The following is a 21,978-nucleotide window of genomic DNA, read 5'->3' on the forward strand; positions in this document are numbered from 1 at the left end:
TCCGGATGACGAGACTGACCGCCTATGTGATCGACGGACATGAGATGACCATCCGCCCCGCTCCCCTGGAGCGCGATTGGATGAACGGGACGAACCAGCGCTTCGCCTATCGCTGCCTGCCCTTGAACATCGCGAATGCGCATGGGTGGGAAATTCTGAACGCGGCCGGTTTTTCCGCGGCATGGGATGGGGGCGAACGGGAGAATGCCGTTCGCATCGAACCGGATCCGGGCACGCATGCGCCCGCCGTCAGCCACTTCGGAAGCGGTACGCTGACCTTTCACATTCCGTGCCTGTTCAAGACGGACAGCGGAACCGACCTGTTCGTGACGGGACCGTTGAACAGGCCGAAGGACGGCATCGCTGCGCTGACGGGTATCATCGAGGCGGATTGGTCGCCCTACACATTCACCATGAACTGGCAGTTCACCCGGGCGGGGCATCGGGTTCGCTTCGAACCGGGCGAGCCGATCTGTCACATCTTTCCCGTTTCGCGCGGCGGGCTCGAGGCCGTCACGCCGGAAATGCGCAAACTGTCGGAAAATCCGGAGCTCGAAGGCGAGTATAAGGCGTGGTCGGACAGCCGGAACAGCTTCAATGAGGGGCTGAACGATCCGAACTCCGATGCGGTACGGGAGAAGTGGCAGAAGTCGTATTTCCGCGGAGTGTGCCCGTCCGGGCGCAATGGGCCGGAGGATCATCGCAGCCGGTTGAGGCTGAAGCCGTTCGCCTGATGGGAGCGCAGTTCCCCGGGCGGAGGGGGCGTCGCCTTATGGCGACGCGATCCTGTTCCAGGTTGGGGCTTGGACGCGCGGCAGGTCAGCCCCGGCGGTTGTCCGGGAAGGCTGCGGGATCGATGCCGAGGGTGCGGAGATCCTGTGCCTTGGGGCGGCGATGGCCTTCAACGGCGGCGGCAGCAGCGGTTGCGGCGCCGAGCACGGCGAAGGCGCGGCCGATGAAGCCCATGCGGTTCTTGCTGGTCATCTCTTGCTCGCTTTCGTTTTCTATTCGATGAGCAAAAGATGGGCCCGGCAAGGTCTTTTTGCAATGCACAAAACCTCAGCCCAGCCATGCAGCGAAAGCAGGCCCGCACGGCGGTAACCGACCGGACCTGCCAAATCGTGAGAAGCCGCTCAGTCTTCGCTGGCGGCAAGTTGGGCGAGCACTTCGCCGCGGCCGCGGGCCCTGAGGATCAGCGGCACGACCAGCGCGAGCGCGGCGATCACCAGGAGCACGGCCGCGATCGGCGACGTGAAGAGCACGGTGATGTCGCCCTGGCTGATCGAGAGCGCCCTGCGGAGCTGCTGCTCGGCGAGCGGCCCGAGGATGAGGCCCACGACCACCGGGGCGATCGGATAGCCGAAGACGCGCATGACGTAGCCGAGAAGGCCGAAGGCCAGCAGCATGCCGAGTTCGAAGACCGACGGATTGGCGCCGATGGTGCCGAGCGTCGCGAAGAGCAGGATGCCCGCATAGAGCCACGGCTTCGGAATCGTCAATAGCTTCACCCAGAGGCCGATCAGCGGCAGGTTGAGGACGAGCAGCATGAAATTGGCGATGAGGAGGCTGGCAATCAGACCCCAGACCAGCTGCGGATTGGTGGCGAAGAGCAGCGGCCCCGGCTGCAGCCCGTATTGCTGGAAGCCGGCGAGCATGATCGCGGCCGTTGCCGTGGTCGGCAGGCCGAGAGTCAGGAGTGGCACCAGCGTGCCCGCCGCGGATGCGTTGTTGGCGGCCTCCGGGCCGGCCACGCCTTCGATGGCGCCGTTGCCGAATTCCTCCGGATGTTTGGTCAGGCGCTTCTCCGCCGCATAGGAGAGGAAGGTGCCGATCTCGGCGCCACCGGCAGGCATGGCGCCGATGGGAAAGCCGATGAAGGTGCCGCGCAGCCACGGCTTCCAGGATCGTGCCCAATCCGTGGCGCTCATCCAGACCGAACCCCTGACCGCTTCCACCTTGTCCGGGCCGCGGTCGCCTTGCGCGGCGATGAACAGCGTCTCGCCGATCGCGAACATGGCGACGGCGAGAGTCGTCACCTCGATGCCGTCGAGGAGGTCGGGTACGCCGAAGGAAAGGCGCGCCTGGCCGGTCAGCTGGTCGATGCCGATGCAGGCAAGGGTCAGGCCGATGAAGAGCGAGGTGAGCCCCCGCAGCGTCGAGTCGCCGAAGGCGGAGGAGACGGTGACGAAGGCGAGCACCATCAGCGCGAAATATTCGCGCGGTCCGAAGACGAGCGCTAGCTTGACGATATAGGGCGCGATGAAGGCCAATCCGAGCGTGGCGATGAGGCCGGCGACGAAGGAGCCGATGGCTGCCGTGGCAAGCGCCGGACCGCCGCGGCCGGCGCGCGCCATCTTGTTGCCCTCGAGCGCGGTGACGATCGAGGCGCTTTCGCCGGGCGTGTTGAGCAGGATCGACGTGGTCGAACCCCCATACATGCCGCCATAGTAGATGCCGGCGAACATGATGAGCGACCCGGCCGGATCGAGCTGATAGGTGACCGGCAGGAGCAGTGCGACGGTCAATGCGGGGCCGATGCCGGGCAGCACGCCGACGGCGGTGCCGAGCGTTACGCCGATGAGTGCGTAGAGAAGGTTCATCGGCTGGGCAGCGACCAGCAGCCCCTGCAACAGGAAATCGAAAGTACCCATGGTCGTCGGCCTCTTTAGATCACGGCGCTAGGATCGACCTAGAATCATGAACGTGATCGATCTGATAAGTTAAGAGCGGGATGCGGGCGGAAGACCGCACGCACTTTTCCTCATCCCGCTCTAGAAGAACAGGCGTTCAAGCGGCCCTGCGGGCAGCGACAATTGCAGGAGCTTGGCGAAGACAGCCCAGACGATGAAACTGAACACGACGCCGATCGGCACGGTCAGCCACAATTTGCGCTTGCCGAAGCCGCGGGCCGTGAGGGCGAAGAGAATGCCGGTCGCGATCGAGAAGCCGAGCGTGTTCAAGAGCAGCATCTGCGCCGCAAGCCCGGCGACGATCCAGACAATCGGACCCGCCTGCTGGTGCTCGCGTTCGGGAAAGTCGCCCCGCCAGGCTTCGACCGCCGTCCAGACCGCGAGCGCGATGAGACAGCAGGCGATCGCATAGGGCACGGTCATCGGCCCGACTTGCGAGTAGCCGGCAAGGCCGCTCAGGCGCGACACGTCCCAGAAGATCACACCGGCGATTGCTGCCAGAACGGCGGCGATGACCAGCGCCGCCTGGTCGGGGCGGCGCGTTTCGGCGGAAGGGTTGTTCCCCTTGTTCATTTGACCAGCCCGATGTCCTTCAGGACGGTTTCCGTGGCGGAAATGTCCTTGGCGAGCTGCTCGTCGAAGGCGGCGCCGGCGAGATAGGTGTCCTGCCAGCCTTTGGTCTTCAGCACTTCCTGCCAGCCTGCGGATTTGGCAAGCTTCTCGATGTCGGCGGAGACTGCGGCCTTCTGTTCTTCCGTGAGACCCGGGGCAGCGGCGACCATGCGCCAGTTTTCGACGACGACGTCGACGCCGGATTCCTTCAGCGTCGGCGCGTCGATACCCTCGAGGCGCTCGGCGCTGGAGACGGCGAGCAGGCGGAGCGTTCCGGCCTTCACCTGGGACTCGAATTCACCGTAACCGGAAATGCCGGCGGTTACCTGGTTGCCGAGGATCGCGGCAAGCGCCTCGCCGCCGCCGGAATAGGCGATGTAGTTGATCTTGGTCGGATCGACACCGGCGGCCTTGGCGATCAGGCCGACCGCGATGTGGTCGGTGCCGCCGGCCGAGCCGCCTGCCCAGGAAACCGCGCCCGGATCCTTCTTCAGCGCCTCGACGAGGTCTTTCATCGTCTGGATCTCGGAGGCGGCGGGAACGACGATCGCCTCGTATTCGCCCGTGAGCCGCGCGATCGGCGTCACGTCCTTGAGGGTGACCGGCGAGTTGTTGGTGAGGATGGCGCCGACCATCACGTAACCGCCGACGAGGAGCGCGTTCGGGTTGCCCTTCTGCTGGCTGGCGAACTGGGCAAGGCCGATCGTTCCGCCGGCGCCCGGAACGTTCTGGACCTGCACGTTGCCGGATATGCCCTCCTGCTGCATGACGGTCTGCAGCGAGCGGGCGGTCTGGTCCCAGCCGCCGCCGGGATTGGCCGGCGCGATGATCGTGTAGTCGGCGGCATAGGCCGGCAGAGCAATTGCGCCGGCGAGAATGGATGCGAGAAAGAAGTGTTTCAAGGTCGGTCCTCCGTGAGGCGCGCTTCGTCACGCGCACGTTGATTATCGTTCGCGAAGGGGAGAAGCGGCTGGTCGACATCGACGGCGACCTTAGACCGGACTGGTGAATCCTCCCGATACGCTGCCGGCGGTCCGCCTCCACGGTTCGCCGGCGACCTTAAGCAACATAGAAAGCTGACATTAACCTGACATCAAGTCCGCTTCGCGTAAATGACTTGTTTGCCTGCCTAATGTTCACTGCAGGCGCAGCATCTCGTTCCAGCGGGAAATCAGCCGCGCCCGCTTGACCTGGTCGAGATAGACCATCAGTCCGGGACTGACCGGTACGGGTTTCAACTGACCTCCGAGCATTTCCCTCATGGTGTTCGCGGTGTTCTCGCCGGCGACTTCGGGACTGACCGCCGGGATCTGTAACTCGCGCGCCATGATCGTCTGGCCCTCCTTCGACATGAAGAATTCGAGATAGCGGCGGCCGAGTTCGGGGGCGGCTGCCGCCTGCGGCACCAGCCCGATGCGCGACATGACGACCGTATAGTCCTTCGGTAGCACGATGCCGACATCCGGATGCCGCGATGCCCAGTCGGCCGCATAGGAACCGAGAATGTTGTAACCGAGGACGAAGCGCCCGTCCGAAATTCTCTCCAGGATCGCCTGACTGGTCGAATAGAGCTTCACTCCGGCCGCCCCCATGGTGCGGATCACCGTCCAGATGTCGCCGAACTGCTCCTGGTCGCGCGACATGAAGAGGAAGCCTACGCCGGAGCGTTCGATGTCATAGGTGCCGATGCGGCCGAAGACGGCGTTTCCTTTCCGCTTGAGGTAATCGACGAATTCGGCGCGCGTCGACGGCGGCCGCTCGTCCCTGAAGCTCGGCTTGTGGTAGACGAAGACGGCCGGCTCGAAGGTCAGCGCGTAAGCCGTGTTGCGCCAGTTTGCCCAGGCCGGCCAGCGCCCGCTCATGGGCAGGTCGCTGCGTTGCGCATAACCGTCATTGCTGAGCTTGACCTGCAGGTCCATGGCGGAGGAAAAGGCGAAATCGGCGGTCTTCTCGCCGGCATCGGTCTCTTTGACGATCCTGTCGTAGATCTCGCCGGTCAGCATGTCCTCGTAGCGGACCGCGACGTCCGGATTGGCCTTCTGGAAGCCGTCGATCATCGGTCTCGCCAAGGGTTCGTCGAGCGAGGAATAGACGGTCAGGACCGGTGCGGCGCCGTCACCGGAGAGCGCCGGGAAGAACGTCGGCGCGGCCTCGGCGAGCGCGGCCGACAGGATCAAAAAACCGAGAGAAATCAAGAACCGCATGAATTCACAATGCCTGAGAGCGCTGCCGTTCACAAGCAAGCTCGCGACCGATAGAGTGATCCCGGGGAGAGGCGATATTGCGTATCTTGCTTGTTGAGGACAATCGGGCCCTGGCGGAGGGTCTTTCGACGCTTCTGCGGGGCAGCGGCTATGCCGTCGACGTCGTGAGCGACGGCGCGTCCGCGCATGCGGTTGCGGCGGCCGAAAGCTTCGATCTGGTGATCCTCGATTTGAACCTGCCGGAGATGGATGGACTGGACGTGCTGCGTGCCATGCGGGCACGGCAGAACCGCGCGGCGGTTCTCATCCTGACGGCGCGCGGCACGCCCGAGGAGAGGGTCAAGGGACTCGACCTCGGCGCCGACGATTACCTGATCAAGCCATTCGATATCGGCGAGTTCGAGGCGCGCGTGCGGGTCCTGTTGCGCCGGCAGGCGGGGTTGCGGGCCTCCGTCGTCAGCTATGGCAATGTCTCGCTCGATCTCACCTCGCGGAGCTTCTCCTCGGCAGGCATGCCGATCGAAATTCCGGCGCGCGAGCTCGGTCTTCTCGAGCTTTTGTTCATGCGCGCCGGAAAGGTCGTCGCCAAGGACGCGATCGTGCAATCGCTGACGGGCCTGGACGACGATCTGAGCCCCAATGCGATCGAGCAATATGTGAGCCGGCTGCGCAAGCGGCTGGCGCCCTTCGGGCTGACCGTCCGTACCGCCCGCGGCATCGGCTATTATCTCGACAAGACGGCCGATCCCGAATGAAAGCCGCCCCCGAATGAAGGCCGCCCCCGGAATGAGAAAGGTCATCTATTCGCTGCGGCGCAGGCTGCTCGGCTGGCTCCTGATCTCGACAGCGGTGATCGGCGTCGTCGCACTGGCGGATACCTACCGGGAAGCCGTCAAGACGGCAAATGCCGTCTCGGACCGGGTGCTTGCCGGATCGGCGCTGGCGATCGCCGAGCGCGTGGTCGTCGCCGAAGACGGCTCGTTGCAGGTCGATATCCCCTATGTCGCGCTCGAGATGCTGACATCGGCGGCGCAGGACCGGGTCTTTTACCGGGTGGACGGCCCGCCCGGCGAGTTCATCACCGGTTATCAGGCCCTGCCTTCGCTTTCCGAAAGCACCGGTCAATCGACGAGCTTCGCAGACGCCGTCTTTCGCGGCGAGCCTATCCGCGTCGCAGCACTAAGACGCTCCGCCTCGACCGGGGTCAATTCCGTTCCCTTCGTCGTCACCGTCGCCGAGACGACGATCGCCCGGCGCCAGCTTGCGCAGACCATCATCATCCGCTCGGCCCTGCGCCTTGGGCTGATGATCGCCGGGGCGGCGATGATCGTCTGGGTCGCCGTCACCTTTTCCTTGAGGCCGCTCTATCGGCTTGGCGACGCGATCGCCGAGCGCAGTCCGGACGATCTGCATCCGATCCGCGAGCAGGTGCCGAACGAAGTCCAGGGGCTCGTCGATACCGTGAACTCCTTCATGGTCCGCCTGCAATCGGCCCTCGATGCGCTGCGGCACTTCACCGGCAATGCCAGCCATCAGCTCAGGACTCCGCTCGCGATCATCCGCACGCAGCTTGCACTTGCGCAGCGGGCGACGACGATCGAGGAAACCCGGGCGGCGGCGATGAAGGCGGACGAAGCCGTCGCCAATGCCGAGCGCATTCTCGCGCAACTGCTGCTGATGGCGAAGATCGATGCCGCGGGCCGAGACGAGCCGCGGGGATTGGAGCGGGTCGAGCTCGTCGGGCTTGCCCGCGCCGTCACGGCGGAACACGTGCCGGCGGCGGGCGAAGCCGGCATCGATCTGGGCTTTGCCGGCGAGGGCGAGCACTGGATCCGCGCCGAGCCTCTGCTTGTCGGCGAACTCCTGAAGAACCTGATCGGCAATGCGTTGCTTTATGCCGGCCGCGGGGCGGAGGTGACCGTGCGCGTCGAGAGCCGGGACCACTCGGTCCTGCTGGAAGTGGAGGATAACGGCCCGGGCATTCCGCCGGAGCAGCGCGAGGCGGCGCTCAAGCGTTTCCGGCGCGGCGGCGAGGAAGCCCCCGGTACCGGACTCGGCCTACCGATCGTCGAGGAAATCGCCGCGCTTTACGGCGGGACCATGCGGCTGGAGGAGGGTGACGGCGGTCGGGGGTTAAAGGTGGTGGCGGTGTTTCCGGCGGGGTGAGCGGTGGCGCGGCCTATCGGGGTCGGCGGCGGGGGTGGCCCCTTGCGTTGCACGCTAAACCAAACGGCCCGCCCAAGGAAAGCCTCAGGCAGGCCGTATCTTCACTGGCTCCGGCGTCCGATCAGAACGGCGAATCGGGGAAATAGAAGTCCTTGGCGTTTTCCTTGGTCACCAGCGTCGCATCGATCGTGTAGGTGCCGCGAACCGGGACCTGGCCGTAGAAGTTGGCAACAGTCATTTCGAGCGCGGTGCCGACCATTGCCGGCGGGTAGAGCACGTCGACCGGGATCATCTTGTCGCCGTCCATGACCCTCTTGATCATGTCCTTCGAACCGGCTCCGGCGACCACATACTGGATGTCGGTGCGCTTGGCCTGGTCGATCGCCTGCAGCACGCCGACGGCCATGTCGTCATCCTGGCACCAAACGACGTCGATCTCCGGATACTTGGTCAGGTAGTCCTGCATGACCTTGAAGGCGTCGTCGCGGTTCCAGTTGCCGTATTGGCGGTCCAGGATCTCGACCTTGGAGCCGGCGATGCCCTTGTCGAAGCCGTCCTGACGCTGCTGGTCGATCGGGATCGGCAGGCCGCGAATAACGACCACCTTGGCTTCCGGAGTGGTGACCTTGATGTATTCGCCGGCGACCTGGCCGAGTGCCGGGTTGTTACCGGCGACATAGAGGTCACGCACGCTGTTGTCGTTGGTCGAGGGCGCGCGGTCCACCAGCGCCACGAAGGTGCCCTTGCCCTTGACTTCCTTAATGGCGTTGACCAGCGGATCGGGGTCGGTCGGCAGGATCACGAGGGCGTCGATCCCCTGCGTTTCGAGGTCCTGCACGGCGTTGGCCTGGCTCGCCGGATCCGGCGAGGTCTTGACGATGACGTTGAGGCCCGGATGCTGTTCCATGAGCAGCTTGGCAACGCGCTCGGCATGGAACACGACACCAGCGGTCCAGCCATGGTCGGCCGCCGGAATCGACACGCCGATCGTGACGTTCTTGTCTTGTGCATGGGCTGCACCCGTCAGTGCCATCATCGCGACGGCGGCAATACCCATTAATCCCTTTCGCATGCTTCTTCCTCCCAATGATTCTAGGTCTTGGTTGATGTGGCCGGTTCGCCCTGGATCCGGCCTCGTCACGATTTGCGTACCAGCGAGCGCTGGACGAGCATCGCGATGATGATGATCGCACCCTGCATCGCGCCGATCAGGTATTCGCTGATGAAGTTCGACAGGAGCATGATGTTTCCGACCAATTCGAGAATGAAGGCACCGCAGATCGTGCCCCAGACACGGCCGGCGCCGCCCTTGAGCGCGGTTCCGCCGACGACTACGGCGGTGATGGCCTGCAGTTCCCAGAGGATGCCGGTCGTGGCCGAGGTGGAGCCGAGGCGCGGCACGTAGAGCAGCACAGCGACGGCGACGCAGAGTCCCTGGATGACGAAGGCGATGGTGCGCACGCGGTTGACGGCGATGCCGGAATAGCGGGCCACGTCGCTGTTGGAGCCGACCGCGACCACGTGCCGGCCGTAACGCGTGCGATAAAGGATGAAGGCGGCGACGGCGGTGACCGCGAGGATGATCGCGATCGGCACCGGCATGCCGAGAACGCTGCCGAAATAGGCCGGGCGATAGAGCTCCTGTATCTCCGGCTCGCGCAGGGTGATCGCGCCGCCTTGCGACAGCCAGGTGGTAAGGCCGCGATAGATGCCCATCGTGCCGAGCGTTGCGATGAAGGGCTCGATTCTGCCGACCGTGGTGATCAGCCCGTTGGCGAGCCCGCAGACGCTACCGGCGACGACCGCAAAAAGCACCGCGGCCGTGAGCATCAGTGCCGGATCGGCGATCACGCCGGAATTCATGAACAGGATCATCAGGCTTGCGACGAAGGCGACCATCGAGCCGACGGAAAGGTCGAGGTCGCCTGCGGAAATGACGAAGGTGGCGCCCACCGCGATGATGGCGATGAAGGCGCTGCGGGTGGCGACGTTGGCGAGGTTGTTGAGACTGATGAAATTGGGGTTGACCATGGCACCGACGATCAACAGCAGTGCAAGCGCGGCAAACGGCGCCACGGCCCTGAGGTCGACGTCCCGCCAGGTCCGGCGGTGTGTTGTGCTTTGGATGCTTTCCTCGTTCACGCTCATGTCCAGATCAACCTCCCGCCCCGGAGCCCGGGGGATTCCTTTTCCTGTGCCTGCCTTCGCCGCGCGTCCAAGCCGGTCAGGCCGCAGCCATTTTCTTCAGCCCGGCTGCGTAGCGCATGATCTCCTGCTCGGAGATCTCGTCTCCTTCGAGCATGCCGACGATGCGTCCCTCGCGCATCACCGCGACCCTTGTGCAAAGTCCGATGACCTCAGGCATTTCGGAAGAGACGACGATGATCGAGCGGCCGTCGCGCGCGAGCGCCGAGATGAAATGATAGATCTGCTGCTTGGTGCCGACATCGATGCCGCGTGTCGGCTCGTCGATGATGATGATGTCCGGTTCCGTTTCCATCACCTTGGCGAGCAGCAGCTTCTGCTGGTTGCCGCCGGACATACGCCTGGCGACGACGTTGCCATCGCGCACGCGGATGTCGAAGCGGCGGCGGGCTCTTTCGAGCGCAGCCGCCTCGCTCGCCGGGCTGAGATAGCCGATGCGGGCATGCCGGCCGAGCGACTGCAAGGTCAGGTTGGCCGTCATGCCGGAATTGAGCAGCAGGCCCTTCGCCTTGCGGTCCTTGGTCATGTAGGCAAGACCGCGCCGGTTGGCCGCGTGCACGTCGCCGGAGGGCACGGTCTCTCCACGGATCGTCACCTCGCCCGACAGGCGGGGCCTGAGGCCGGCGACCGCCTCCATGAGTTCGGTGCGGCCGGAGCCGATCATGCCCGAAAAGCCGAGGATTTCGCCTTTGCGCACCTCGAAGCGGGCGTCCTTGACATAGTCGGTCGAGACGGCGTCGACACGCAGCACGACCTCTTCGTCGACGTTCGGCTCTTTCTTGGCGGGAAAGAGGCTCGACATTTCCCGGCCGACCATGAGCTGCGCGATCGCCTCGCCGTCGAGCATCGAGGTCGCGGCAGTCTTCACCCACTGCCCGTCGCGCAGCACCGTCACGCGGTCGGTCAGTTCGATGACTTCGTCGAGCTTGTGCGACACGAAGACGAAGCTCGTGCCCCGGTCGCGCAGCTTGCGCACCTGCCGGAAAAGGAAGTTGGTCTCCTCGCGGGATAGAACGGCAGTGGGCTCGTCCATGAAGACGATCCGCGCGTCGCGGCTGATAGCCTTGGCGATCTCGACCATCTGCTTTTCGGCGATGGAAAGACTGCCGATCAGCGCGTTCGCGTCCACATGACAGCCAAGCAGATCGAGAACCCGGCGCGTCTCCGCGCGCATATACTTGCGGTCGAGCACGCCGAAACGCGTCACCTCGCGACCGAGAAACAGGCTTTCGGCGACAGTCAGATGTTCGGCAAGATTGAATTCCTGGTGGATGATGACGATGCCCAGCGCTTCGGCCGCGCCGTTAGCAGGAAGCGTTATCGGCTGACCGTCGAGCAGGACCTCGCCCGAGGACGGCTGCTCGAAGCCTGAGAGGATCTTGACGAGCGTCGACTTGCCGGCGCCGTTCTCGCCCATCAGGGCGTGGATTTCGCCGACGCGAAGCTCGAAATTGACACTGAAGAGTACCTGCACGCCGCTGAACGACTTGCTGATCCGCCGTGCCTCCAGCACGACGCGCGCGGCGTCGACCGTCTCCGGATTCATCGATTCCCCCCTTGCGGCTCCCGACCGCCCATAATCGCCATGTAAACCTTTACACTCCCGATGTAAAGGTTTACATAACGGCATGCACAGGAATTTGCCCGGCCGCCTTTGACGTTGCCCGCGGTGTGTGTAGTGTCCCGCCGTGTACAGCGCCGCGCGTTCTTATCGGACACGCAAAGGCCGCAGCAGATTGAATTGGCTGCTTGTTTTATCCTTGAATCGGGATTTAGGGAGACATGCAGTAGGGAGACGCAAGGCAGAGCGCAGTGTCGGATTCCACGACCGCAACCATCGAAGACGTCGCCAGGATCGCTGAAGTTTCGATCGCGACGGTATCGCGGGCAATCCACAACCCGGAGAAGGTTGCGAAATCCACTCGGCTGAAGGTCAACCAGGCGATCGCGATCACCGGTTACACCACCAATGCCATGGCTCGCAGCCTGCGCCTCGGCCGCTCGAACATGATCCTGGTCGTCGCTCCGGATATCGGCGATCCGAACTTTTCGAGTATTCTGGTCGGCCTCGAAAACGAGGCACGGTCGCACGGCTACGGCGTGCTGATCGGCCATACCCAGAACGACGCCCAGCGCGCGGTCGAGTATCTGAAGTTTCTCAACTCCAACCAGGCGGCGGGTCTGATCCTCTTTACCGGCATCCTGCCCTTCGGCCACGAGACGATAGCGGCGCGGCTGCCGCCGAGCGTCGGCATCTTCGAGCCCGTCTTCAACGGCGGCATACCCTATGTGGGTGTCGACGATGTCGAGGGCGCCCGCAAGGTGGTCGACCTCCTCATCGCCGAAGGCCATCGCAAGATCGCTTTCATCGGCGATTCGCGAACCCGTCTTGCCTATAAGCGGCGCCGCGCCGGCTATGATGCGGGCCTCGATGCGGCGGGGGTGCCGGCGGAACTTCGGCTCGTCCAGGAGGGCGATGGCACGCTCGAGAGCGGCAGGGCTGCCGTCGAGCGGCTCTTCGTTCGCGACACGCTGCCGACGGCATTCATGTGCGTCAACGATCAGACGGCACTCGGAGTGATGATCGGGCTGAAGGCACGTGGCTATGACATACCCCGCGATTTCTCGGTGACAGGCTTCGACGACGTGCCGCAGGCTACATTCATGACGCCGGCTTTGACCACGATCCGTCAGCCGCGCACGCTGATCGGCAAACACGCCATGGCGCTTCTCTTGGAGCTTCTCTCCGACCGCCGCCCCGCCGAGACCGAGATTTTCCTCAGGCCCGATCTGGTGGTGCGCAATTCCGTGTCGTTACCGTCTGCGCGGTGGATGGGGCGATAGCCCAACTGCCGGCGGATGAAGGGCCGCCCGAGGCGTTATGTCTGCGGCTTTGGACTACCGCGCGCGGGAACTGAAAAAGGAGGCCGCTTCGCGGGTCTGGACCCGGAGCATCGCGTTCCAGAGCTGGAACATGAACCGGGGCCGGCTGTGCTTCGCAAGCTGACGCTGCGACGACATGGTAATTCTCCGATAGTTTTGCATACTGCCACATAGTCTGTCGGCGACCTACGAGCCAGCCCGGAGTCGAAGGGGCTGCGTTGCAAGACGAGCATATGTCCTTCGCGAGAATATCGCGGCTCAAAGCGTTGGCGAGGAAAGAAAAAAGCCGGGATGAATTCCTTCATCCCGGCCGATAATTTTGCTTGGAGGAGCAGTATGTTTACGTCTTTTTCCGGCCTTTCTGGCGATAGACGTCGACGACCACGGCAGCGACGATGATGATGCCCTTGACGATCTCCTGGTAGTAGGCGTCCACCCGGAGGAAGGTGAAGCCTGACGTCATCACGCCGAGGATCACCGTGCCGATCACCGTGCCGGTGACGCGGCCGACGCCGCCGGTGAGCGACGTGCCGCCGATGACGGTCGCGGCGATCGCGTCGAGCTCGTACATGACGCCCATGCCGGCCTGTGCCGTCTGGGCGCGGGCGGCGGTGACCACGCCTGCGAGGCCCGCAAGCATGCCGGCGATCGCATAGACCTTCACCAGATGGGCTTCGACATTGATGCCGGAGACGCGCGCGGCCTGGACATTGGCGCCGATCGCGTAGGTGAACTTGCCGTAGCGGGTGTAGCGCAGCGCGATGTGGAATATCAGCGCAACGACGAGGAAGACGATCACCGGCCAGATGCCCGTGCCGATGAAGTTGAACTGCTCGGTGAGACCCGAGACCGGCTGGCCCTTCGTGTACCACTTGGAGACACCGCGGGCCGACACCATCATGCCGAGCGTGGCGATGAAGGGCGGGATCTTGGTCCTGGCGATGAGCTGGCCGTTGATGAAGCCGGCGAGCAGACCGATCCCGACACCAAGGCCGATCGGTACGATGGCCGGAAGGTCGGTCAGTGACGGATAGAGCGCCCGCGGCCAGGTGGAGGCCTGCGCGACGCTAGCCGAGATCATCGCGGTCATGCCGACGACCGAGCCTGACGATAGGTCGATGCCGCCCGTGATGATCACCTGCGTGACGCCGACGGCGATGATGCCGATCACCGACACCTGCAGGATCATGATCGTCAGGCGCTGCGAATTCATCAGGAAGCTCTGCCCGACGAAGAGCCAGCCGAGAACCTCGTAGACGAGCGCGATACCGATCAGCACCAGAAAGATGTTGAGCTCGGGCGGCACGCGCCGTCTCGAGCGGGCGAGGGACGAGCCCGTGCCCTGTGCTGCGACATTGGTATTCATCTTCTTTCCTCCCTGCGGTCGGCAGTTCGCCTTGATCGTTTCCAAAGGTCAGAGCGGAATGCGGGCGGAAAACCTTACACTTTTCCTCATCCCGCCCTATCGCGCCGCAAGCTCCATGACCTTGATTTGGGTAGCTTCCGCCCTGTCGAGAATGCCGGTGACCCGGCCCTCGTGCATCACCATGATCCGGTCGCTCATGCCGAGCACTTCGGGCATTTCCGACGAGATCATGATGACCGCGACACCGTTGCGGGCGAGTTCGGTCACCAGACGGTGGATTTCGGCCTTGGCACCGACATCGATGCCGCGCGTCGGCTCGTCGAGAATCAGGATGCGCGGATTGGTGAGCAGCCAGCGGCCGATCAGCACCTTCTGCTGGTTGCCGCCCGAGAGGTTCTCGACGCGCTCCTGCAGGTTCGGCGTCTTGACCCGAAGCTTGCGGCTCATCTCCTCGCAGGCGGCGGTGACCTCCCTCTCGCTGACGAAGCCGCGCTTGACGAATTTGTCCTGCAGCACGGCGATCTGCATGTTTTCGAGAATGTCGAGGATGAGCAGACAGCCGGTGTCCTTGCGATCCTCGGTAAGAAACGCCATCCGGTGGCGGATCGCCTTGTTGGCGCTGTCGATCACGACCTCTTTGCCGTCGATCGCGATGGTGCCCGAACTCGCCGGGGTGACCCCGAAGAGCGTTTCGGCGACATTGGAGCGGCCGGACCCGACGAGGCCGGCAACGCCGAGGATCTCGCCGGCGCGCACATCGAAGGAGACGTCGCGGAAGACGCCGTTCAGCGTCAGGTTCTTCACCGACAGCACCACGTCGCCGATCGGCACCTCCTCCTTCGGGAACATCTGGGTGATTTCACGTCCGACCATCATGCGGATGATGTCGTCGCGGGTGACCTCGTTCGAGAGGTGGGTGCCGATATATTTGCCGTCGCGGAATACCGAGAACTCGTCGGCGATCTCGAACAGCTCGTTCATCTTGTGGGTGATGTAGACGATGCCGATACCCTGCGAGCGCAGGTCACGGATGATCTCGAAAAGATGCGCGACCTCGCGCTCGGTGAGCGCCGAGGTTGGCTCGTCCATGATCAGTACGTCGGATTCGTAGGAGACCGCCTTGGCGATCTCGACCATCTGGCGGTTGGCGACCGAGAGGTGACGGACCTCGATCTCCGGATCGAGATCGATCTTGAGCCGCTCGAAAAGCTTTGCCGTCATGCGGCGCATTTCGCCATGATCGACGAAACCGAAACGGTTCTTGGGTTCCCGGCGGATCCAGATGTTCTCGGCGACGGTCATGAAGGGCATCAGGTTCAGTTCCTGATGGATCATGGCGATGCCGTTCTCGAGCGCGTCGAGCGGAGACTTCAGCCGGATTCCGGCGCCCCTGAGCTTCACCTCGCCCTGGTCGGGATGATAGATCCCGGCGAGGATCTTCATCAAGGTCGACTTGCCGGCTCCGTTCTCGCCCATGAGCGCATGCACGGTGCCGCGCTTCAGCTTGAACTCCACGTCGTCGAGCGCAACGACACCCGGAAACTCCTTGCGAACGCCCTCCGCAGTCAGAAGGTATTCGGATTTCGGAACGGCGCCGCTGGCGCGCACGGCTGCCATTGTCGTGGGACTGAGTGTCATTCTCGTTGCCTCCCATGTTCCGGTTCAACCGGAATGTCCACGCGGCGTGCGGAACATGCCTCCCCTTTCGGCCTTGCAGGCTCGGCCGATAAGACGCGCGGCGCTCAAAGGGAGCGCGGCATTACCGCGCCCCATGACTCTCTGTAAACGGGGATGCGGCTTTGCCGCGCCCCCGGGGCAGCGAAGATCAGTTCTTCGCCTGATATTGCTCCAGGTTCTCCTTCGTGACGAGCTCGAAGGGAATGTAGACCTTCTTTTCGACCGGCTCGCCCTTGGCGAGCTTCAGGGCGGCATCGACCGAGCCCTTGCCCTGACCGGCGGCATTCTGGAACACCGTCACGTCGAGATCGCCGGCCGCCATGGCCGCCAGCGCATCCTGTGTCGCGTCGATGCCGCCGATGACGACGGAGTCCATCGAGCGCCCGGCCGCCTTCAGCGCCTGGATTGCGCCGATCGCCATTTCGTCGTTGTTGGAGATGACGGCGTCGAATTCGAGGCCGGCGGAGAGCCAGTTAGTCATGAGATCCGAGCCCTGGGTGCGCGACCAGTTCGCGGTCTGCTCCTCGACGATCTCGATGCCCTTGCATTCGTCGGTCGCGATCACGTCGTGGATGTCCTTGGTGCGCATGCGGGCAGCCTGATTGGAGAGTTCGCCCATCATGACAACGGCCTTGCCCTTGCCGCCCAGCATCTTACAGATTTCCTTGGTCTGCAGCGTGCCGGATTCCTGTTCGTTCGACGCCACGAAGGCCTGCTTGTCCGGAAGCGTATCGACGTTCACGGGCTCGCGGTTGACATAGACTAGCGGAATGCCGGCATCCGCAGCGATCTTCGACATGGCGGCGGTCGCATCGGTGTCGACCGGGTTGACGATTATGGCGTCGACGCCGGCGGCGATGAAGTTCTGGATCTGGCTCTGCTGTTTCGCGACGTCGTTCTGCGCGTCTTCGACCTGCAGCTCGACGCCGTCGAGCGTCTTGGCATAGTCCTGCATGCCGCTGCGCAGCACCGTCAGGAAGTTGTCGTCAAAGAGCGCCATCGACACGCCGATGGTCTCCGCATGCGCGGCCGTCGACATCAGGACGGCCATCGCAGTGCCCAGGAAAAATTTCTTCATTGTTCTTCTCCTCCACTTGGTGCCGGCCACACCTTCTTCAGCCGGGAACGCGATCTTCTTCCCGAGATCGCGTCCAGTCTTCGACCGGAAGCGGCACTCCCGCTGCGCTTGCGGTCAAAACGGAACAAACAAACCAGAGTTTCGATATTACGGAATATGTATTCCATTTTATCCGGGCGCCGTCAAGAGCGCTTGGGCGCGCCGGTTTGGATTCCCGCTCTTTCCACTGCCGGTGGCGATCAGCTCCGTGACCGGAGGTAGTCCATGCTCTCGCGCAGGGCGTCCGCGGGGTCGGCAAGTTCGTGTACGGAAGGGGCAAAGGGCTCGAATGAGAAGGGGCCAACATAGCCTTGATCCTGCAGCCGGCGAATCTGGCCTTGATTGTCCAGCCTGTCGGCGGCGTCGACGAGAACGCGATGCGGATCGCGCATGTCCGAGACGGCCAGGTTTGCGTCGATGACGCCGGAGATATGCACGAGGCCGGTGAGATCCGGAAAAAACTGGTCTTCGCCAGCAAGGTGATGGTGGAATGTGTCGTGCACCAGGAGGAAGCTCCGTTCACCGGAGACTGCCCGGATCGCTTCGGCGGCCTCCGCCTTCGAGCGCAGCGAGCAGATCTCGAAGCCGAGCGGCTCCAGGAGACCGGTGATGCCGGCGGCGTCGAGCATCGGCTTCAGCGCGCCGAGCGCCTGCCGAAGATTGCTTTGCCGCACGCCGTCCTCCTTGCCGCTGCCGTCATTGACTGGCACCAGCACCAGGGTCTTCGCGCCGCAATCGCGTGCATAGGCGATGAGCTCGCGCGCTTCGTCTGCCCTTTGCTCGTCCCATTCGTTGAAGCGCTGCAAGGCGTTGATCGAGGCGATCGTCAGCCCGTGCTTCTCCGCAATGGCTCTCACCTCCTCCGGAGGCGTCCCGTCGGCAATGGCGTTGCCGGCGAGGTCGTTGCGGATTTCGACCATGGAGATGCCGAGCGACTTCGCAAGCGAGAAGAACGCGTCGACCGGGAGGCCGGGCGCAGCCATATGGTTGAGGGCGAAGGTGAGGGCGGTCATGTCGGATGTCTCCTAAGGGGAATGGTGCTGAGATGCGGTGATGCCGGAACGTTTGTTCCATTTACGGCCGCAGTCACATTCACCATTCCGCGAGACTCAGTCAAAGCCGCAGACCAGCGGCAACGTTGCATTCCTGCAAGATTGCATTTCACCGCTGATGGAATTCTGTCAGACCGCCCGACAAAGGCGCTCGCCGTCGCTTTCACTCGAGACCGTTCGCCTCGGCGATGAAATCCGACAGCATAGGCACGTAGTCCTCGCCGCGGCCCGCGCCGACCGCCTGTGCAAATGAGTTCCGGACGGCTGCCCCGACGGGATTGGCGACGCCGGCGGCAATGGCGTAGCCGGCAAGATAGCTCATGTCCTTGAAGCCGTTGCGGATCGCGAATTTGTGGGCATTCGGGTCGCGTTCCAGGACCCAGCGGAAGAAGGTCTGATAGAAAGGGCAATCCATCCGGCCGCCGCGAATGACGCTGTCGAAGACCTCGGGCGTCAGTCCGGCCTTGCGTCCGAGCATCAGCGCTTCGGAATAGAGGGCCGCGTAGCCCATCGACAGGAAGTTGTTGAGCAGCTTCATCGTGTGACCGGAGCCGGTCGGACCCGTGTGGATGATCCGACCGGCGAAACATTCGAGTACCGGCCAGACGCGCTGCACGTCTGCCTCCGAGCCGCCGACCATGACATCGAGCGTGCCGGCGGCGGCATCGGCCGGCGTACGGCTGAGCGGCGCATCGATAAGCGTAAGGCCGCTTCCCGCGAGATCGGCTGCAAGCTTCGTCGTGACGGAGGGATCGGATGTGGAACAGTCGACGATGATGACCCGCCTGCCCGCGCTCGCGATGCCTTCCGGGCCGCCGATGACCGAAAGGACTTCCGGCGAGCCGGTAACACAGAGGACGATGACGTCGCATTGCTCCGCCATCTCGCGCGGCGTCTTGGCTTCGCGTGCGCCCTCGGCCACGAGCGTCTCCACCGGAGCCCGGTTGCGATGCGCCATCACCTGGAGCGGCCAACCCTTTTTCAGGATATTTGCCGCCATGCCCTGGCCCATCAATCCGAGCCCGATGAAGCCTATGTTCGATTTCGACATCTAATCGCCTCCTGTGATGCATGTTTGGTGTTGAACGACTGGTATCCACGATCCTAGAGAATTCGAGCGGGATGCGGGCGGAAAACTGCGAGCGCTTTTTCCAGAATTCGTCTAGCGGTACTTCTCCAATCGGCCATAGCTTGTTCTGGGATATCGGTAGATGTCACTCATTACCGACCTTTTCCGCCTCCCGCCTCAGCCTCTGCAGATCGCTGGCAATGCCAAGTACCGCTTCCGCTCGCTCGAGCGCTTCTTTCGAATGCCGCATGGCTGCATCGCGAAACCGGTCCTGGTTGAACTTCGCGAGTGTGCCGAAGGCCTTCTGGAGTCGGACTCCGACTTCGAGGATAGCCGCGCCGTCCCGCGCGATCGGTGTGAACAGATCATCGAAAACTTCGTCGAGCTCGATTGCCGGCACGTGGATGTTTGGATACAGCACCTCGTCCTGCAATGCCTTCTCCACGGGCTCGGTCCAGACGGCAAGCACGCGCAACGCACGGCTGATGACGTCGATGGCGGTCCCGGGGTCGATGATGGCCGGCGACAGGGCGCGTGACGCCACTTCAGCCAGCACCGCCGCCCCGAACCTCGGATCCTGATCGAACGAACGCGTGTCTCCCACCGAGAAGCACCTGGCGATCTCGGCAAGGACCTGCTCGTCCTGTGTGCAATCGACGGAAGCGACGGGGCGGTTTGGATCGACAAGCTGGCCAGGTATCAATCGGACGAATATGCGCATCTTCAGATCGTTGGCGATCGCGGAAAGCTTGCTTACGTCGAGATGCTGGATGTAGCCGATCCTGTCGATAAAGACCGGCGTGGCGGATGTGGGGGATGTGTACGGCATCAGCCAACCGGTTTCCGCCTAGGTAGGGTAAGCGTCGCGATCGCATTGCCTCGATAGTGACCGCCTCGACCTGTTCCGTCGTTTCGGTAACGCGCCCGAGACTGGAGAGATGATCGATCCACCGCAGCAGCGTCAGGACGATGACGCCGATCGTCACCACGAATAAAACGAGGCGGCCCTGGTCGCCGTAGGCGCCGGTGCTGAGAGCGATGATGCCGACGAGGCTGAACAGAAACGAGCCTATGAAGGTCGCAAGCACGTTCTGTGTCGTGCTGTCTTCCATGAGGAGCTTCGTTGCACGTGGGGTAACGCTGCTTGTCGCCGCCGAGTAGGCTGATACCATCGTGCTCAGCGAAAACGTCGAGACCGTCAGCATGCTGGAAGCGATGATCCCCAGGACGTTGTCGACTGCGTCCGCTCCTATCCGGTTCGGAAGGTCTCTCGGAATGAAAGGGCCAAGGAAAATTGCGATGAGTGCGGTTACAATCGCAAGAATAGAGAAAAGCGTGGCTCGAAACCAGATTCGCCGCGTGATCTGCGAAAACAACCAGGCCCATCGTGATGTCATCAACTCATCCACTTACGATCACCTCTGATCGAACCATCGATGCATTTGTCCTTTAATTCTACCCGATCGAAGGACAACGACATGCAGAAGATCAAAGTGCTACAGCGATATTTGCGCGTCCGATCAGACGCGCGGGGTGTAGCTTCAGGACAGGAGCGGGTCTCCGTGTCAACTTGAACGGAACCGAAGAGCGGCTTCACCCGACCGGCGAAGCTGCATCAGAACTTGCGGCTCACAAAGGATGAGCCGGCCAGCCCGAACCGCCAGGGCTGTTCTACCGCCTTGGTTATGCCGACGCGGATGCCGGCGGCGAGCGGCGGTTTCGTGGAGGGCAGGGTGAGGCGGAACGGATCCTCTCCGAGCGGCAATCCGTCCAGCTCCCGGCTGATCGCCAGCGCCTGTCCGACACGTCCCGGTCCGGAACACAATAGCCTCTCTTCACGGACGCCACGTCTCGCCCGCATCGTGTCTATGCCCCATTTCGGTTCGATCGCGCGGATCAGTACGGCGCTGCCTGGCAGGCAGACGAAATTCAGGCACCAGTGCAGGCCGTAGGAGAGATAGATGTAGGCATGCGCCGGCGGACCGAACATGGCGCGATTGCGCGCCGTGGTGCCCGCAAAACTGTGCGACGCCGCGTCGTCAGGCAGGTAGGCCTCCGTCTCGACTATCGTGCCGCCGACACCGGAAACGGTGAAATCGGCGCCGATCAGATCAGCCGCCACCTGGACGGCGCTGCGCGCGAAGAAGTCGACATCTGAGGTCAAGCGATGCACCGGTCAGTTCGAGTTATCCGCATCCTCGCAAGAGATCCGGCGAGCGCCAAGGCATGAATGACGAAAATCAGATCGTCTTTTTTAGGTCCCCCCTAGGGAAAACGGGTTGAATTGAAGACCCGGGCGCACGATTCTCCATGAAGGAATTCGAAGCGCTACAGCAACGCGGCGTGCCTCAGTCGGGCATGCGGTGCTGGAGGAGAGCGAACTCATGAACCATTACCATATTTTCGAAACCGCACGCGGTTTCTGCGGCATCGCCTGGAGCGATACCGGCATCACGCGCTTCCAGCTGCCGACGCGAAGCGCCGAATCCACCGAGCGACTGCTTCTGCGGCGTTTGCCGGACGGAGCGCCGCACGAGCCGCCGCCGCGGGTTGCCGAAGCGGTCGCGGCGGTGAAGGACTATTTCGAGGGAAGGGAGACGGATTTTTCCCGCTTCGATCTCGATCTGCAGGGACAGGGCGCCTTTTTCGAGAAGATCTACCAGGCCGCGCGAAAGATCCCGTGGGGCAGCACGACGACCTACGGCGCGCTTGCGAAGGAGCTCGGCGCAGGCCCTGAGGCGGCCAGGGATGTCGGCCAGGCGATGGCGAAGAATCCCGTGGCACTGATCATCCCGTGCCATCGGGTTCTCGCAGCCGGCGGCAAGATCGGCGGCTTCTCGGCGCCGGGCGGTTCTTCCACGAAGCTCGGAATGCTCGAAATGGAAGGCGTCAAGGTCGCTCCGCCGGAGCCCGCGCAGCAGTCCCTGGGGTTTTGAA

Annotated in this window: 19 protein-coding genes and 1 pseudogene; 5 read left to right on the forward strand and 15 right to left on the reverse strand. The window is 63.2% G+C overall.

Annotation, left to right across the window (positions count from 1 at the left end; genetic code table 11):
• Nucleotides 1-5 precede the first annotated feature (5 nt).
• Nucleotides 6-734, forward strand: a complete 729-nt coding sequence (locus tag M1D34_RS18105) for a DUF6065 family protein (protein ID WP_498783396.1) — start codon at nucleotides 6-8, stop codon at nucleotides 732-734.
• 85 nt (nucleotides 735-819) lie between these two features.
• Here the strand turns inward: M1D34_RS18105 and M1D34_RS18110 are convergent, their stop codons facing one another.
• The 5 genes from M1D34_RS18110 to M1D34_RS18130 form a co-directional block, all read right to left on the reverse strand.
• Entirely contained in the window at nucleotides 820-984 is a 165-nt protein-coding gene (locus M1D34_RS18110) for a hypothetical protein (RefSeq protein WP_003530575.1), read from the reverse strand.
• 149 nt (nucleotides 985-1,133) lie between these two features.
• Complete coding sequence (locus M1D34_RS18115; RefSeq protein WP_003530573.1) at nucleotides 1,134-2,651, reverse strand: tripartite tricarboxylate transporter permease; 1,518 nt, start codon at nucleotides 2,649-2,651, stop codon at nucleotides 1,134-1,136.
• A 120-nt stretch (nucleotides 2,652-2,771) separates the two neighbouring features.
• Nucleotides 2,772-3,263 carry a tripartite tricarboxylate transporter TctB family protein gene (locus M1D34_RS18120; protein ID WP_498783399.1) on the reverse strand — a complete coding sequence of 164 codons (492 nt, stop codon included), beginning with the start codon at nucleotides 3,261-3,263 and terminating at the stop codon, nucleotides 2,772-2,774.
• Nucleotides 3,260-4,204 (reverse strand): Bug family tripartite tricarboxylate transporter substrate binding protein, encoded by a 945-nt coding sequence (locus M1D34_RS18125; protein ID WP_003530569.1) that lies wholly within the window; start codon nucleotides 4,202-4,204, stop codon nucleotides 3,260-3,262. The genes M1D34_RS18120 and M1D34_RS18125 overlap by 4 nt, the downstream gene beginning before the upstream one ends.
• Nucleotides 4,205-4,438: 234 nt before the next feature.
• Entirely contained in the window at nucleotides 4,439-5,506 is a 1,068-nt protein-coding gene (locus M1D34_RS18130) for an ABC transporter substrate-binding protein (protein WP_498783402.1), read from the reverse strand.
• 77 nt (nucleotides 5,507-5,583) lie between these two features.
• Here M1D34_RS18130 and M1D34_RS18135 point away from each other — a divergent pair, with 77 nt between their 5' ends.
• Both M1D34_RS18135 and M1D34_RS18140 read left to right on the forward strand, forming a co-directional pair.
• Entirely contained in the window at nucleotides 5,584-6,261 is a 678-nt protein-coding gene (locus tag M1D34_RS18135; protein ID WP_498783404.1) for a response regulator, read from the forward strand.
• Nucleotides 6,262-6,274: 13 nt separating this feature from the next.
• A complete protein-coding gene (locus M1D34_RS18140; RefSeq protein ID WP_498783406.1) occupies nucleotides 6,275-7,672 on the forward strand; it encodes a sensor histidine kinase in 1,398 nt (465 codons plus the stop codon).
• Between the two features lie 121 nt (nucleotides 7,673-7,793).
• On the opposite strand, the gene M1D34_RS18145 is transcribed toward M1D34_RS18140, so the two are convergent.
• The 3 genes from M1D34_RS18145 to M1D34_RS18155 form a co-directional block, all read right to left on the reverse strand.
• Nucleotides 7,794-8,744 (reverse strand): substrate-binding domain-containing protein, encoded by a 951-nt coding sequence (locus tag M1D34_RS18145; protein ID WP_498783408.1) that lies wholly within the window; start codon nucleotides 8,742-8,744, stop codon nucleotides 7,794-7,796.
• 65 nt (nucleotides 8,745-8,809) lie between these two features.
• Nucleotides 8,810-9,820 carry an ABC transporter permease gene (locus M1D34_RS18150; protein WP_498783410.1) on the reverse strand — a complete coding sequence of 337 codons (1,011 nt, stop codon included), beginning with the start codon at nucleotides 9,818-9,820 and terminating at the stop codon, nucleotides 8,810-8,812.
• Between the two features lie 76 nt (nucleotides 9,821-9,896).
• Complete coding sequence (locus M1D34_RS18155) at nucleotides 9,897-11,423, reverse strand: sugar ABC transporter ATP-binding protein (protein ID WP_498783412.1); 1,527 nt, start codon at nucleotides 11,421-11,423, stop codon at nucleotides 9,897-9,899.
• Between the two features lie 266 nt (nucleotides 11,424-11,689).
• On the opposite strand from M1D34_RS18155, the gene M1D34_RS18160 reads away from it, so the two are divergent.
• Nucleotides 11,690-12,721: a LacI family DNA-binding transcriptional regulator gene (locus M1D34_RS18160; protein ID WP_498783414.1), complete on the forward strand. Its 1,032-nt coding sequence runs from the start codon at nucleotides 11,690-11,692 to the stop codon at nucleotides 12,719-12,721.
• A gap of 379 nt (nucleotides 12,722-13,100) precedes the next feature.
• On the opposite strand, the gene M1D34_RS18165 is transcribed toward M1D34_RS18160, so the two are convergent.
• The 7 genes and pseudogenes from M1D34_RS18165 to M1D34_RS18195 all read right to left on the reverse strand — a co-directional run bounded on the left by M1D34_RS18165 (nucleotide 13,101) and on the right by M1D34_RS18195 (nucleotide 21,214).
• Nucleotides 13,101-14,126 (reverse strand): ABC transporter permease, encoded by a 1,026-nt coding sequence (locus M1D34_RS18165; protein ID WP_498783416.1) that lies wholly within the window; start codon nucleotides 14,124-14,126, stop codon nucleotides 13,101-13,103.
• A gap of 96 nt (nucleotides 14,127-14,222) precedes the next feature.
• Nucleotides 14,223-15,764, reverse strand: coding sequence for a sugar ABC transporter ATP-binding protein (locus M1D34_RS18170; RefSeq protein ID WP_029960232.1), 1,542 nt, complete (start codon nucleotides 15,762-15,764; stop codon nucleotides 14,223-14,225).
• A gap of 187 nt (nucleotides 15,765-15,951) precedes the next feature.
• Nucleotides 15,952-16,881 (reverse strand): sugar ABC transporter substrate-binding protein, encoded by a 930-nt coding sequence (locus M1D34_RS18175; protein WP_029960234.1) that lies wholly within the window; start codon nucleotides 16,879-16,881, stop codon nucleotides 15,952-15,954.
• Between the two features lie 239 nt (nucleotides 16,882-17,120).
• Nucleotides 17,121-17,933: a TIM barrel protein gene (locus tag M1D34_RS18180; RefSeq protein ID WP_498783418.1), complete on the reverse strand. Its 813-nt coding sequence runs from the start codon at nucleotides 17,931-17,933 to the stop codon at nucleotides 17,121-17,123.
• 202 nt (nucleotides 17,934-18,135) lie between these two features.
• Nucleotides 18,136-19,023, reverse strand: coding sequence for an NAD(P)-dependent oxidoreductase (locus M1D34_RS18185; protein ID WP_498783420.1), 888 nt, complete (start codon nucleotides 19,021-19,023; stop codon nucleotides 18,136-18,138).
• A 163-nt stretch (nucleotides 19,024-19,186) separates the two neighbouring features.
• Nucleotides 19,187-20,438, reverse strand: a pseudogene (locus M1D34_RS18190) (DUF2254 domain-containing protein).
• Nucleotides 20,439-20,656: 218 nt separating this feature from the next.
• Nucleotides 20,657-21,214, reverse strand: coding sequence for a DNA-3-methyladenine glycosylase (locus M1D34_RS18195; protein ID WP_498783422.1), 558 nt, complete (start codon nucleotides 21,212-21,214; stop codon nucleotides 20,657-20,659).
• 211 nt (nucleotides 21,215-21,425) lie between these two features.
• On the opposite strand from M1D34_RS18195, the gene M1D34_RS18200 reads away from it, so the two are divergent.
• Complete coding sequence (locus tag M1D34_RS18200) at nucleotides 21,426-21,977, forward strand: methylated-DNA--[protein]-cysteine S-methyltransferase (protein WP_498783424.1); 552 nt, start codon at nucleotides 21,426-21,428, stop codon at nucleotides 21,975-21,977.
• The last annotated feature ends 1 nt before the right edge of the window (nucleotide 21,978 follow it).

Source organism: Ensifer sp. D2-11 (genome assembly GCF_054161295.1).

Excerpts from the sequence above, each read along its gene's own strand:
- M1D34_RS18105 (WP_498783396.1), top strand. The coding sequence starts at position 6 with ATGACGAGACTGACCGCCTATGTGATCGACGGACATGAGATGACCATC.
- M1D34_RS18110 (WP_003530575.1), bottom strand. The coding sequence starts at position 984 with ATGACCAGCAAGAACCGCATGGGCTTCATCGGCCGCGCCTTCGCCGTG.
- M1D34_RS18115 (WP_003530573.1), bottom strand. The coding sequence starts at position 2,651 with ATGGGTACTTTCGATTTCCTGTTGCAGGGGCTGCTGGTCGCTGCCCAG.
- M1D34_RS18120 (WP_498783399.1), bottom strand. The coding sequence starts at position 3,263 with ATGAACAAGGGGAACAACCCTTCCGCCGAAACGCGCCGCCCCGACCAG.
- M1D34_RS18130 (WP_498783402.1), bottom strand. The coding sequence starts at position 5,506 with ATGCGGTTCTTGATTTCTCTCGGTTTTTTGATCCTGTCGGCCGCGCTC.
- M1D34_RS18140 (WP_498783406.1), top strand. The coding sequence starts at position 6,275 with ATGAAGGCCGCCCCCGGAATGAGAAAGGTCATCTATTCGCTGCGGCGC.
- M1D34_RS18145 (WP_498783408.1), bottom strand. The coding sequence starts at position 8,744 with ATGCGAAAGGGATTAATGGGTATTGCCGCCGTCGCGATGATGGCACTG.
- M1D34_RS18150 (WP_498783410.1), bottom strand. The coding sequence starts at position 9,820 with ATGAGCGTGAACGAGGAAAGCATCCAAAGCACAACACACCGCCGGACC.
- M1D34_RS18155 (WP_498783412.1), bottom strand. The coding sequence starts at position 11,423 with ATGAATCCGGAGACGGTCGACGCCGCGCGCGTCGTGCTGGAGGCACGG.
- M1D34_RS18165 (WP_498783416.1), bottom strand. The coding sequence starts at position 14,126 with ATGAATACCAATGTCGCAGCACAGGGCACGGGCTCGTCCCTCGCCCGC.
- M1D34_RS18170 (WP_029960232.1), bottom strand. The coding sequence starts at position 15,764 with ATGACACTCAGTCCCACGACAATGGCAGCCGTGCGCGCCAGCGGCGCC.
- M1D34_RS18175 (WP_029960234.1), bottom strand. The coding sequence starts at position 16,881 with ATGAAGAAATTTTTCCTGGGCACTGCGATGGCCGTCCTGATGTCGACG.
- M1D34_RS18180 (WP_498783418.1), bottom strand. The coding sequence starts at position 17,933 with ATGACCGCCCTCACCTTCGCCCTCAACCATATGGCTGCGCCCGGCCTC.
- M1D34_RS18185 (WP_498783420.1), bottom strand. The coding sequence starts at position 19,023 with ATGTCGAAATCGAACATAGGCTTCATCGGGCTCGGATTGATGGGCCAG.
- M1D34_RS18200 (WP_498783424.1), top strand. The coding sequence starts at position 21,426 with ATGAACCATTACCATATTTTCGAAACCGCACGCGGTTTCTGCGGCATC.